Below are 11,768 nucleotides of genomic sequence, written 5' to 3' on the forward strand. Positions count from 1 at the left end.
GGCACCCTCCGGGCCGGAAGCAGGAGCGGAGCCCCGTCTGATGAGGAAGCGAATCCCGACCCTTGAGATGGTCGCGTCCCGCGCGGGCGTGTCGAGGGCGACGGTGTCGCGCGTCGTCAACGGGGTCTCCACGGTGGCTCCCGAGGCCGTCGAGCGCATCCAGCAGGCCATCGAGGAACTCAACTACGTGCCCAACCGGGCGGCCAGATCGCTGGCGTCCAACCGGACGGGCGCGGTCGCGCTGGTCGTGCCGGAGACGACGGTCAAGGTCTTCTCGGACCCGTTCTTCGGCTCGGTGGTCCAGGGCATCGCGATGGCGCTGGCCGAGACCGACTACACGCTCAACATGATCATCGAGTCGGAGTCCAACGCGGGCAAGACGCGGCGCTACCTGATGGGCGGCAACGTCGACGGCGCACTGATCGTCTCGCATCACACGGGCGACCGCTCCTATTCCGAACTGCTGGAGGCGCTGCCCATGGTGTTCGCCGGGCAGCCCATGGAGGATACGACCGGGGCCACGGCCATCGACGTCGACAACGTCGACAGCGCGCGGGCCGCGGTCGACTACCTGATCGCGCACGGCCGGCGTCGCATCGCCACCATCACGGGCCCGACCGACATGCGCCCCGGCATCGACCGCGCCGAGGGCTGGCGCCAGGCGCTCGAGGCCGCCGGGCTGGAGCCGGGGCCGCGGTTCGCCGGCGACTTCACCCTAGACGGCGGCGCCCGCGCCGCCCGGGAACTGATCGACTCCGGCGAGCCCTTCGACGCGATCTTCGCGGCGAACGACCTCATGGCGATGGGCGCCTACCCGGTGCTCCGCGAGGCCGGGTTGACGATCCCCGATGACGTCGCCGTCATCGGCTTCGACGACTCCCCCGCCAGCCAGACGGCCGACCCGCCGCTCACGACCATGCGGCAGCCCATGATCGAACTCGGCGCCCAGATGGCCCGGCAGCTGCTGCGGATGATGGACGGCGAGACCCCGCCGCAGCTGACGGTGCTGCGGGCGCACCTGATCGAGCGCGCCTCCGTCTGAGTCAGGCGTCGTCGTCGCGGACGGCCCCCGCCAGGGGGTCGATCCCGACGGGACGCAGCGCCGGGTCGTCGACGGCGAACGTGCGGATCGGTCCCGGCCCGGTCGCGCGCGTCTCGAAGCGGACGGTGACCCTCCCCAGCCCGGCGCCCCACACCCAGCCGCGGCCGTGCTCATCGTGCTCGACGTCCGCGCCCGGATGGTAGGTGGTCCCGCCCCGCACGCCGCTGAGCTGCACGGGTTCCTGCCGGGTCGTCTCGACGCTGTCCTGCTCGGCGGGGTCGTCCCCGAAGAGCCGTTCCTGCGCTGACGTGGCGAAGTTGGACACTCCGATGCCGAGCAGCCGGACGCCGGGCCGCACGTCGACCTCCTCGAACAGGGCGAGGCCGGCGGCCGAGATCTCCTCGACGTTGTCGGTCGCCCCGCCGAGGCGGCGGGCGATTGTGCGGGTGCTGAAGTCGGCGAAGCGCACCTTGAGCGTCACGGTCCTGGCGAAGTACCCGGCCTTGGCGAGCCGTCCCGCCACCTGGGCGGCGTCGCGGCGCAGGATCTCCTGCAGCTGCGCCCTGTCGGTCAGGTCGACGGCGAACGTGTCCTCGGTGGAGATCGACTTCGGATCCCGTGACGCCTCAACGGGCCGGTCGTCCCTGCCGTGGGCGAGCGCGGACAGCGACTCCCCCGCCGCCACCCCCAACTCACGGATCAGCTCGGCCCGGTCGACGCCGCGGAGATCCTCGACGGTGTAGAGCCCGACGGCGACGAGCCGCTGCTCGGTGGCGGGGCCGACCCCGGGGATGGCCCGCACCGGCATCGGCGAGATGAAGTCCAGTTCCTCGGCGGGGTCGAGGATCCGCACGCCGTCGGGTTTGGCGGCCTCGCTGGCGAGCTTGGCGAGAAACTTGGCCGAGCCGATCCCCACGGAGGCCGTGAGCCCCTCCGTGCGGCGCGTCAACTCCTCCCGCAGCCAGTCGACGCGAGCAGCCAGGTCACCGTCGGCCCAGGGGGTGCCTGCGAGGTCGACGAACGCCTCGTCGAGGCTGAGCGGCTCCACGGCCGGGGAGATCTCCCGCAGCAGGCCCATGACGATCCGCGACGACTCGCGGTACGCGTCGAACCGGCCGCCGAGGAACGCGGCACCCGGCGCCCTCCGCCTGGCCTCCGCCCCGGACATGGCAGAACGCACCCCGAACGTCCGCGCCTCGTAGGAGGCGGTCGCGACGACGCCCCGTGGCCCGGCGCCGCCGACGACCACGGGACGGCCCCGCAGGGACGGCTTGTCGCGCTGCTCGACGGCCGCGAAGAAGGCGTCCATGTCGAGGTGCAGGATGCGACGGGCCACGCCGCCGAGCCTACAGTCGCCGTCGGAAGCAGGCAGGACACCGGGTGGCCGCGCCCCACGCTCCCCCTCGCAAAATCGGCCAGTGGCCCATTTGGACCGGTCCAGTTGAGAAAACGGGCCACTACCCCACCACGACCGACGCTCCCCATCGCAAGTGGACTGCGGGATGAAATCCGGACCGCTTGATATTCATGTTTCAGGCTGCCTTGTTGGTTTCGTACCAGTCCTGCTCTGCTTCGTTCGGGGTACGATATTGAAGCGCGGAATGCAACCGTTTCTGATTGTAACGCAACTCGATGTAGCGTGCAATATCCCGGATAGCATGCCGCCGAGTCGGATACACGGTCCGATGAACCCGCTCCACTTTCAAGGTCGCGTTGAACGACTCCGCCCACGCATTGTCATAGCAGATACCAGTCCGTCCGACCGACCGAACAATCCCAGCCGCGCGCGTGAACTCGGCAAACTCGGCCGACATGTATTGAGTCCCGCGATCCGAATGGAAAATCGTCTCCCCGCTGCGGATATGGCCATTACTGATCGCCATGGCCAGGGCGTCGGTGACCAGCTCGGTTCGCATGTGCTCGGCCATCGCGTACCCGACGACCTTCTTCGTGCAGCAGTCCAGCACGGTGGCCAGATACACCCACCCCTGCCAGGTCGGGATGTAGGTGATGTCCCCGACCAGCTTCAGCCCGGGCTCGTCGGCGGTGAAGTCCCTGTTGACCAGATCCGGCAGATCCTTCGCGTCAGCCGGGATCGTGGTCCTGGGCCCGCTGCGGCGCGGCTGACAAGCCACCAAGCCACGCTCGGCCATGATCGCACGCACCGTCTGCGGGTCACACGGCCTCCCGGCCCGCACCAAGGCGGCATGGATCCGTCGGTAGCCGTAGGTGGCGTCGGAGTCGGCGAACAGGACCTCGATGATGTCGCCGAGCTCGTCGCGCCACCGCTGGGTCACCGAGACCGGCCGGTTGAGCCACTCGTAGTAGCCGGCCCTCGACACCCTCGCCCACCGACACATGCTCCGGATCGAGTAGTTGCCTTCTTCGCTGTTGATGAACGCGTACTTCGCGGTCACCGGAACTCTTTGGCGAAGAAGGCCGCCGCTTTTCCCAGGAACTCCCGCTCGGCCTTCAACTCACGGACCTCCTTACGCAACCGTGCCAGTTCAGCACGCTCCGGTTCGCTGATCTCCGGTAACTCATCCGGGTGGTCCCGCCGATACGCATTCACCCAATTCCTGAGTGTTTCCGAGCCGATACCATGATCACGCGCGACCTCGGCAACAGTCCGCGACGACTCAATCACCGCACGAACCGCCTCCGCCTTGAATTCCGGGCTGAACTTCTTCCGGGTCATTCGATCCCTTCCATTTCTCCCACGGATTCTACCGGTGGGGGCTCTTGGTCCGGAAACAATCCCTCACCTCAAAGATCGGCCAGTGGCCCATTTTGATGGGTCCAGTTGAGAAAACGGGCCACTACCCCACCACGACCGACCCCGCCCCATCGCAAGATCGGCCAGTGGCCCATTTTGATGGGTCCAGTTGAGAAAACCGACCACCACCCCACGCCGGCCCACGCACCCTCCGCAAAATCGGCCAGTGGCCCATTTTGACCGGTCCAGTTGAGAAAACCGACCACTCCAGTCGACCAGGTCATCAGCACCGACCACCGCTCCGAGAGCGTCACCGGCTACTTCACGAAGTTCGGTTCGGCGACGGCGCCGCCGACATCCTGCCCTGCCGTCGACACCCTCGCCGATCTCGCCCGCTGAGCCCACAGGGCCTCGGTTCAGGTCAGCTCCCAGCCGTCACCGACGCGCCGCACGTGTCCCTCGGCCTCGAGATACCGGAGGTAGGCCTGCTCGCCGCGCCGGCCCTTGCCCCGAAACAGCCTCATGAGGCGTGGGAGCTGGTTGGGAAACAGCGTCGCGAACCGCACCAGCAGCGACTCGGAGTACCGCGGATAGATCTCGAGGCGCGGCCGGTCCAGCAGCCGCATCATCGCGTCGGCGACGCTCGCGGGAGGCTGCGGCGGATCCTGGAACTGCATCGAGTTGCCACCCTCGACGGCCTCCTGCCGCAGCATCGGGGTGTCGGTCGCCGACGGCAGCACCGACGAGCAGGTGATGCCCTTGTCCGCCAGGTCGATGCCGATGGCGAGCATGGCGCCGCGCAGCCCGAACTTGGACGCCGTGTAGATGGGGGTCTCCCCCAGGGGGAAGATCCCGCCGAGGGAGACGGTGCTGATCACCCGCGGGTCGCGGGCGGCCCGCAGCAGCGGGATGGCGAGGCGCGTGAGGATCAGCGGCGAGAGGAGGTTGACCTCGATCTCGGTGCGGATGCTGGCGACGTCCCGCTCGTCGAAGCGTTCCTGGCTGCTCACGCCGACGTTGTTGATGAGGACGTCGAGGCGGCCGAAGTCGCGTTCGAGGTCCGCGACGAGGGCCCGCACCTGCGTCTCGTCGGTGAGGTCGGCCGCGTACGCCCGGTGCCCCGACCCGATGAGTCCGGTGGCGACCGCCTCGGCGGCGGGGCCGCGCCGGTCGATGATCGCCAGCGTGGCGCCGCGTGCGGCGGCCCTCCCGACGAAGGCGCCGGCGATCCCTCCCGCGCCGCCGGTGATCGCGATGACCTTTCCGCGGTAGTCGTAGCTCACCTGGACACCCCGCCCCCGGCTGGAAGGGTCCAGCCGAACTCCACCGCGGTGCGGTCGAGGTAGGCGACGAACGCGTCGGAGTCGACGTAGCCCCTGTGCCGTGGCGACGCGTCGAAACGCAGCCCGTTGGTGAGCCGGGGCCGGTCCGAGCGGATCCGCCGGGCGAACTGGGCCGCGCCGGGCGTGCCTCGCGCCGTCTCGTCCAGGTAGCCGGCCACCAGGTGGGCCTGCCGGTCGAACAGCGGGTACGCACCCGAGTTCGTCTCGACGAAGCCGACGGTGTAGAGCCCCTGGTGGCGGCGGGAGAAGGCACTCAGATACAGCCCGTCGGGGTGCTGCTCGTCGCCGAACAGGTGCTGCGCGAAGGGGACGGCGTGCCGGTAGCCGGTGGCGAACAGGACGAGGTCGAAGTCGTCGGAGGTGCCGTCGGTGAACGTGACGGTGTTCCCGGCGGCCGAGGCGATGCCGCGGCGGGCGACGATGTCGCCGTGGCGGAGATGGTGGAGGAGTTGGTCGTTCATGATGGGGTGGGTTTCAAACAGCTTGTGGTCGGGCTTCTCCAGCCCGAGCCGCGTGAGGTCGCCGACCAGGAGGCGCAGCAGCGGCTGCAGGGCGGCACGCTCGAGGCGCTTCGGCAGGAACGAGCCCTTTCCTCCGACGACGTCGGAGGGGAGGCCGAACACGTGCTTGGGGATGAACCAGTAGCCGCGGCGGAGGCTGATGGAGGCATGATCGGCCGCGGCCGCGGCATCGCACGCGATGTCGCAGCCGGAGTTGCCGCCGCCCACGATGAGGACCCGGCGGCCGCGGAACTCGTCGGCGGACCGGTAGGTGGCCGAGTGCCGCACCTCCCCCGTGAAGCCGGGCAGCTCCGGCAGGCTGGGGACCCACTGCGCACCGGTGCAGACGATCACGGAGGCGAACTCCTCACCCAGCCCGTCGCCGTAGGTCACCTGCCAGCGGTCGCCCTCCCGCTGCAACGCCGTCACCTCGGTGCCGAACCGGATCTGATCGGTGAGGTCGTAGGCGTCGGCGAAGGCCCGCAGGTACGCGAGGATGCGACGGTGGTCGGGATAGTCCGGGTAGTCGTCGGGCATCGGGAACCCGGCGAACCCGGAGGCTGTGCGGCTGGAGATGAAGTGCGCCGACTCGTACATCGGGGTGCCGGGCGCGTCGATGTCCCAGATCCCGCCGGGCCCGCTCAGGCTGTCGACGTGTGTGTAGTCGATGCCGCGCGCACGCAGGGCGCGCGCCATGGCCAGGCCGGCCGGGCCGGCTCCGATGATCAGCGTCGTGTCCCCCACGAGATCCCCCTCAGTCGTGTTGCGGAGGATCGTAGGCCCCGGACGCGGCCCGCGGGAGGAAACTCAGGCGGCTGGCGTGGGGCGGAACTGCACGAAGTCGAAGCCGAAGCGCGGCTCGCGGGAGATCTCCGTCCATTCCCGGGGGGAGACGACGGGGAACAGCGCCGCCCCATCGGGTTCCTGATGCACCAGGGTGAGGTCCAGTTCGGTGAGATACGGCCAGGCCGCCTCGTAGATCTGGCTCCCGCCGCCGACGTAGCAGATCCGCTCGGGCGTCTGGGCAGCCAGGTCGAGCGCCTCCGTGATGGAGTGGGCGACCTCGACGCCCTCGTCGGTCCAGTCGGGGTCGCGGGTGACGACGATGATGCGGCGGTCGGGGAGGGTGAGGCCGATCTGCTCGTGGGTGCGGCGGCCGAAGATGAGCGTGTTGCCGGTGGTCACCTGCTTGAAGCGCCGGAAATCCTCGGGCAGGTGCCACAGCATGTCGTCACCGGAGCCGATGACCCCGTTGTCGGCCACTGCCGCGATAGCCACGATCCTCATCTGCTGCTCCTCACCCGTCGGTTCGAGCCGCATCCTATCCAACGGCGCCTCACGCGTCGCGCTGGGCGACGACGCGTCCGTCGAGGTCGACGACGGCGATCCGGGCCCGGTCGCCGTCGAGGAAGGTGAGCTCGAGTGCCGGCTCCTCCCCTGTGCCGACCAGCCTCACCTCCTGCAGTTCACCCGGAACCTCCGCGCCGGCCGCCGCGACGGCGACGTCGAACTGCTGGGCGAGCCGGTCGAGCTCGACGGCGCCGCCGGCGGGGGCCGCGGCGGCGGGGTCGGCCGGAGGCGCGGCGGACACCTGCACGATCCCGGCCGAGTCGAGCCGGAAGGAGGCGTCCTCGTCGGGGGTGGCCGGCCTGCTCGCGGTGCCGGTGATCTCCGTCGGGGTGATGTCGAGCGTGTGGATCAGGGTCAGGCCGTCGGTGCGCAGGCTCGCCTCGAGCCCCCAGAACCGCGACAGGTCGACGGCCTCGGTGAGCCCCGTGAAGGCGCGTTCCGCCGACAGCGGGTCCGGTTCCGGCGGCCCCTGGGTGATCCAGGTGACAGCGGCGAGCGCGGCGACGGCGGCTCCACCTGCCAGGACGACGCGGCGGGTCATCGGGCGGGAGCGTCGCGGCCGCTCTGGCGGCAGGTGCGGCGGATCGTCGGTGCGGAGCGCTGCCTGGCTCCTCCTGTCGAACTCGTCGTCGTCGATCCGACCCTCAGCGTGGGCCACGGCCAACTGGTCCAGGTACCGGTCCCGCGCCTCGAACGATCGCCCCTGTTCGTTCATGCGGCCAGCCTAGGTCACCGCGGACGGGCGCGCGGGCGACGACGCGACTCAGACGGCGATGGGGGCCTTGATGACCGGGTGCGGGTCGTAGCCGGTCACCTCGATGTCGGAGAGCTGGAAGGCGTCGATCTGGGTCACCAGCGGGTTGAGCCGGAGCTGCGGCAGAGGCCGGGCCTCGCGCGAGAGCTGCTCGGCGACCTGCTCGAAGTGGTTCGAGTAGATGTGCGCGTCGCCGAGGGTGTGGACGAACTCACCCACCCGCAGGCCGGTCACCTGGGCCACCAGGTGCACCAGCAGCGCGTACGAGGCGATGTTGAACGGGACGCCGAGGAAGACGTCGGCGGAACGCTGGTACAGCTGGCAGCTGAGGATGCCGGGGCCGCCGTCGTCCGCGGGGCGACGTAGAACTGGAACAGGGCGTGGCACGGCGGCAGCGCCATGTCGTCGACGTCGGCGACGTTCCAGGCGGAGACGATGTGGCGGCGGGAGTCGGGGTTGCTGCGCAGAGACCCGATCACGCGGGCGATCTGGTCGATGTGGCCGCCTGCAGGGGTGGGCCAGGAGCGCCACTGGTAGCCGTAGACGGGCCCGAGGTTGCCGTCGGCATCGGCCCACTCGTCCCAGATGGTGATGCCGTTGTCGTGCAGCCACCCGATGTTGGTGTCGCCGCGGAGGAACCACAGCAGCTCGCCGAAGACGGAGCGGGTGTGCACCTTCTTCGTCGTGAGCAGGGGGAAGCCCTCGCGCAGGTCGAAGCGCATCTGGTGGCCGAAGACCGACCGGGTGCCGGTGCCGGTGCGATCGGACTTATCCACGCCGTCGGCCATGATGTGGCGCAGCAGGTCGAGGTAGGCCTTCACGACAGCCCCCGCAGGTAGTCGACGAACGCGCGCACGGCGATGCCGCGGTGCGAGATCGAGTCCTTCTCCTCCGCGGTCAGCTCGGCGGAGCTGACGCTCAGCCCGGCCGGCACGAACAGCGGGTCGTAGCCGAAGCCGTTGACGCCGGCCGGCGCCTCCGCGATGTGGCCGGGCATGGAGCCGTGCCAGACGCGACGCTCGCCGTCCGGGGAGACCATGGCGAGCGCGCAGACGAACCGGGCGCCGCGGCGGGACGGCGGCACGCCGTCGAGCTGGGCGAGCAGGAGCGCGTTGTTGTCCTCGTCGTCGCACGCGGGGCCCGCCCAGCGGGCCGAGCGGACGCCGGGCATCCCGTTGAGTTCGTCGACGGCCAGGCCGGAGTCGTCGGCGACGGCGACCAGCCCCGTCTCGCGGGCCGCGGCGGTGGCCTTCAGGAACGCGTTGCCCTCGAAGGTGCGCTCCGTCTCCTCCGGCTCGGGGTAGGCGGGAAAGTCCCGCAGCCCGGACACCTCGACCGCCAGCCCGCAGGCGGCGACGATGCGGCGCAGCTCGGCGAGCTTCTTCGGATTGTTGGTCGCGAGCACGATCCGCTCGGGCAGGTTCACCGCAGCGCCTCCAGCTGCTTGGCGGTCAGCTCGGCGCAGCCGGCCGTTCCCAGGTCGAGCAGCACGCCGAGCTCGTCGCGGCTGAACGGCGCACCCTCGGCGGTGCCCTGCACCTCGATGAACCTGCCGGAGCCGGTCATGACGACGTTCAGGTCGGTGCCGGCCGCGGAGTCCTCCTCGTAGCAGAGGTCGAGCAGCGCGGTGCCGGCCTTGTCGAAGCCGACGGAGACGGCCGCGACCGAATCCTTCAGCGGCTCACCCTTGAGGGCGCCGAGCCCGCGGAGATGCTCGACTGCGTCGACCAGCGCGACATAGGCGCCGGTGATGGCCGCCGTCCGGGTGCCGCCGTCGGCCTGGAGCACGTCGCAGTCGAGCACGATGGTGTTCTCGCCGAGAGCCCGGTAGTCGATGACCGCGCGGAGCGAGCGTCCGATGAGCCGGGAGATCTCGTGGGTCCGGCCGCCGACCTTGCCACGCCGCGACTCGCGGTCGGAGCGGGTGTGGGTGGCGCGCGGAAGCATCTCGTACTCGGCGGTCACCCAGCCCAGCCCCGATCCGGTGCGCCAGCGCGGCACCCCGGTGGTGACGGAGGCGGCGACCAGCACGCGGGTTTTGCCGAACTCGACGAGCACCGATCCCTCGGCGTGATCCAGCCAGTTGCGGGTGATCCGCACCTGTCGGAGCTGATCGGGGGTGCGGCCGTCGATGCGCGTGAAAGTCATGCGCTCACGGTACCCGAACCGGCCCGCGGCTCTCGCCCGGTCAGCGCGGGCAGGTGCAGCGTTCGGCCTGCGGGACGCCGCTGAGAGCCTCCTCGATGTGTTCCCCGCAACCCGCCCACGTCGGCTTGCCGCACTTGCTACACGTGACCCGCTGGCACATTGTCCTTCTCCTTCTGGATGTCGACGGTTGTCGCGTTCGTGACGAGCCCGCCGAGGAGGCGGCGCCCGATGCCATGGAAGTTACCGGCATCGCCGGTCGTGAGGAAGGTGTGGGTCGCCTCGCGCGGCTGGTGGCGCAGGAGGTTGGCCTGCGTCAGCTGCGCGTACGTCGACGACGCGCACGTCTCCGCGGACGACACGAGCGTCACCGAGTTGCCCAGCACATAGCCGATCACGCCGCTCAGCAGCGGATAGTGCGTGCAGCCCAGGATGAGCGTGTCGACCTGCGCCTTCTTCATCGACTCGAGGTATTCCTCGGCGACGGCCAGCAGTTCGTCACCGCCGGTGACGCCCCGCTCGACGAACTCGACGAAACGCGGGCAGGCCTGCGTGGTCAGCGTGATGCGGGGGCGATGGCGAAGGCGTCCTCGTAGGAACGGGAGTTGATGGTGGACTCGGTGGCGATGACGCCCACGCGGGCGTTGCGCGTGGCTGCGACGGCGCGGCTCGCGGCCGGCAGCACGACCTCGGTGATCGGCACGTCGTAGCGCTCCCGTGCGTCGCGCAGGACGGCCGACGAGGCCGAGTTGCAGGCGATGACGAGGGCCTTGACGCGAAAGGAGACGAGGTGGTCGAGGCCCTCCAGCGCGTTCGCCCGTACCTCGGCGATCGACAGCGGCCCGTAGGGGGCACGCGCGGTGTCACCGAGGTAGACGAAGTCCTCGTTCGGCATCTGCTCGACGAGCGAGCTGAGCACCGTCAGCCCCCGAACCCCGAGTCGAAGACGCCGATGGGCAGGTCGATGGTCTCTCTCACGTCGATCGATCCTAGTCCCGGCCGCCGTGGCCGCGGACCCGGAACTGGCCGGGGTCGAGCGAGTGTCCCTCCTCCGCGCACACGTCGCGGGACTCCATCAGGTCCTCGAGGAGGAAGCCGAGCCATTCGACCAGGTCGACGAGCGCCGGGTTCGCCTCGATGGCCTCCTCCGACGGCTGCGCGAGCCGGTCGGTGCCTGCCAGTTCCGCGTACCAGAACAGCCGGAGTCCACCCAGTGTCTTCGCCCAGTCCCCGATGGCTGCGAGCCGGACGGGGATGTACCCCTCCCAGGAGGCGAGGTCGGCCTGGACCGCCTCCGCCGCGGTCAGCCGGGCCCTGGCCTGGTCGCCGACGGTGTTGCGCCAGAACTCGCCGCTGGCCCGTTCGTCCGCGAGCGCGGGAGGGAACAGCCGGGCGAGCCGTGGATGGCTGCGCATCGTCTCTGTCGGGTCGTCGCTCATCCCCGCCACGATCCGCTCGAACGGGTCGTCCGAGTCCTCCGGCAGCAGTTGGGCCAGGTGGCTCTGGTAGAACCCGAGCAGCGCCGCGAGACCTTCGTCGCGCCCGTCGTGCCCGTCGAAGGCCCAGACGATGGCGTCGTCGTTCACCGTCATCCCTCCTCCATCGAGGCCCACAGGTTGTAGCCCTGCATCGCGAGCACGTCACGCTCCATCGATTCACGGTTTCCGGCTGACACGACGGCCTTCCCCTCGTGATGCACCCGCAACATGAGCGTCTCCGCCTTCTCGAGCGAATAGCCGAAGTAGTCCTGGAACACGAAGGTCACGTAGCTCATCAGGTTGACCGGGTCGTCCCACACGATCGTGACCCATGACCGGAGCCCCAGCTCCGCTGGCGCCTCGACGGTCTCGACGCCGCCGGCGGGTGTGGTGCTCATGGCCACTACTCTGCCGCGTCCGGCCAAACTGCGCCACCACCG

12 protein-coding genes and 2 pseudogenes are annotated in these 11,768 nt (G+C 69.9%); 2 read left to right on the top strand and 12 right to left on the bottom strand.

Translation table 11 applies throughout. The annotated features are described in order from the left end of the window. Positions 1-40 precede the first annotated feature (40 nt). Positions 41-1,042 (top strand): LacI family DNA-binding transcriptional regulator, encoded by a 1,002-nt coding sequence (locus tag H9L22_RS08385; protein WP_187722336.1) that lies wholly within the window; start codon positions 41-43, stop codon positions 1,040-1,042. 1 nt (position 1,043) lies between these two features. Here the strand turns inward: H9L22_RS08385 and H9L22_RS08390 are convergent, their stop codons facing one another. After that, complete coding sequence (locus tag H9L22_RS08390; RefSeq protein ID WP_226966224.1) at positions 1,044-2,378, bottom strand: DNA polymerase IV; 1,335 nt, start codon at positions 2,376-2,378, stop codon at positions 1,044-1,046. 196 nt (positions 2,379-2,574) lie between these two features. Further along, positions 2,575-3,740 (bottom strand): IS3 family transposase gene (locus tag H9L22_RS08395; protein WP_182784986.1). Its coding sequence is split into 2 segments (ribosomal slippage): positions 2,575-3,494 and positions 3,494-3,740, totalling 1,167 coding nucleotides; the frame shifts between segments, so codons are not numbered across the junction. A 267-nt stretch (positions 3,741-4,007) separates the two neighbouring features. Between H9L22_RS08395 and H9L22_RS18800 the strand changes: the two genes are divergently transcribed. After that, positions 4,008-4,157, top strand: a complete 150-nt coding sequence (locus tag H9L22_RS18800; RefSeq protein ID WP_226966225.1) for a hypothetical protein — start codon at positions 4,008-4,010, stop codon at positions 4,155-4,157. A 17-nt stretch (positions 4,158-4,174) separates the two neighbouring features. Here the strand turns inward: H9L22_RS18800 and H9L22_RS08405 are convergent, their stop codons facing one another. The 10 genes and pseudogenes from H9L22_RS08405 to clpS form a co-directional block, all read right to left on the bottom strand. After that, positions 4,175-5,041 (bottom strand): SDR family NAD(P)-dependent oxidoreductase, encoded by an 867-nt coding sequence (locus H9L22_RS08405; RefSeq protein ID WP_187722337.1) that lies wholly within the window; start codon positions 5,039-5,041, stop codon positions 4,175-4,177. After that, positions 5,038-6,345 (bottom strand): flavin-containing monooxygenase, encoded by a 1,308-nt coding sequence (locus H9L22_RS08410; RefSeq protein ID WP_226966226.1) that lies wholly within the window; start codon positions 6,343-6,345, stop codon positions 5,038-5,040. The genes H9L22_RS08405 and H9L22_RS08410 overlap by 4 nt, the downstream gene beginning before the upstream one ends. Positions 6,346-6,408: 63 nt before the next feature. Continuing rightward, positions 6,409-6,888 carry a dihydrofolate reductase gene (locus H9L22_RS08415; protein WP_187722338.1) on the bottom strand — a complete coding sequence of 160 codons (480 nt, stop codon included), beginning with the start codon at positions 6,886-6,888 and terminating at the stop codon, positions 6,409-6,411. A 49-nt stretch (positions 6,889-6,937) separates the two neighbouring features. After that, the gene (locus H9L22_RS08420; protein ID WP_187722339.1) at positions 6,938-7,666 is read right to left on the bottom strand and encodes a DUF1707 domain-containing protein; all 729 of its coding nucleotides are present in this window, start codon (positions 7,664-7,666) and stop codon (positions 6,938-6,940) included. A gap of 48 nt (positions 7,667-7,714) precedes the next feature. Next, positions 7,715-8,526: pseudogene (locus tag H9L22_RS08425) on the bottom strand (thymidylate synthase). Then, positions 8,523-9,125 carry an RdgB/HAM1 family non-canonical purine NTP pyrophosphatase gene (gene rdgB / locus H9L22_RS08430; RefSeq protein WP_187722630.1) on the bottom strand — a complete coding sequence of 201 codons (603 nt, stop codon included), beginning with the start codon at positions 9,123-9,125 and terminating at the stop codon, positions 8,523-8,525. Before rdgB ends, H9L22_RS08425 begins: the two are co-directional and overlap by 4 nt. A 2-nt stretch (positions 9,126-9,127) precedes the next feature. Continuing rightward, positions 9,128-9,853, bottom strand: a complete 726-nt coding sequence (gene rph / locus H9L22_RS08435) for a ribonuclease PH (protein WP_187722340.1) — start codon at positions 9,851-9,853, stop codon at positions 9,128-9,130. Positions 9,854-9,990: 137 nt separating this feature from the next. Further along, a pseudogene (gene murI / locus H9L22_RS08440) lies at positions 9,991-10,834 on the bottom strand (glutamate racemase). A gap of 5 nt (positions 10,835-10,839) precedes the next feature. Then, positions 10,840-11,442 carry a DUF2017 family protein gene (locus H9L22_RS08445; protein ID WP_187722341.1) on the bottom strand — a complete coding sequence of 201 codons (603 nt, stop codon included), beginning with the start codon at positions 11,440-11,442 and terminating at the stop codon, positions 10,840-10,842. Continuing rightward, entirely contained in the window at positions 11,439-11,726 is a 288-nt protein-coding gene (clpS, locus tag H9L22_RS08450) for an ATP-dependent Clp protease adapter ClpS (RefSeq protein ID WP_187722342.1), read from the bottom strand. The genes H9L22_RS08445 and clpS overlap by 4 nt, the downstream gene beginning before the upstream one ends. Positions 11,727-11,768 lie beyond the last annotated feature (42 nt).

Source organism: Tessaracoccus defluvii, from assembly GCF_014489575.1.
Taxonomy (GTDB): Bacteria; Actinomycetota; Actinomycetes; order Propionibacteriales; family Propionibacteriaceae; genus Arachnia; species Arachnia defluvii.

Bases quoted from the DNA above. Each gene is read 5' to 3' on its own strand.
- H9L22_RS08415 (WP_187722338.1), bottom strand. From the start codon at position 6,888: ATGAGGATCGTGGCTATCGCGGCAGTGGCCGACAACGGGGTCATCGGC.
- H9L22_RS08445 (WP_187722341.1), bottom strand. From the start codon at position 11,442: ATGACGGTGAACGACGACGCCATCGTCTGGGCCTTCGACGGGCACGAC.
- H9L22_RS08420 (WP_187722339.1), bottom strand. From the start codon at position 7,666: ATGAACGAACAGGGGCGATCGTTCGAGGCGCGGGACCGGTACCTGGAC.
- clpS (WP_187722342.1), bottom strand. From the start codon at position 11,726: ATGAGCACCACACCCGCCGGCGGCGTCGAGACCGTCGAGGCGCCAGCG.
- rph (WP_187722340.1), bottom strand. From the start codon at position 9,853: ATGACTTTCACGCGCATCGACGGCCGCACCCCCGATCAGCTCCGACAG.
- H9L22_RS08385 (WP_187722336.1), top strand. From the start codon at position 41: ATGAGGAAGCGAATCCCGACCCTTGAGATGGTCGCGTCCCGCGCGGGC.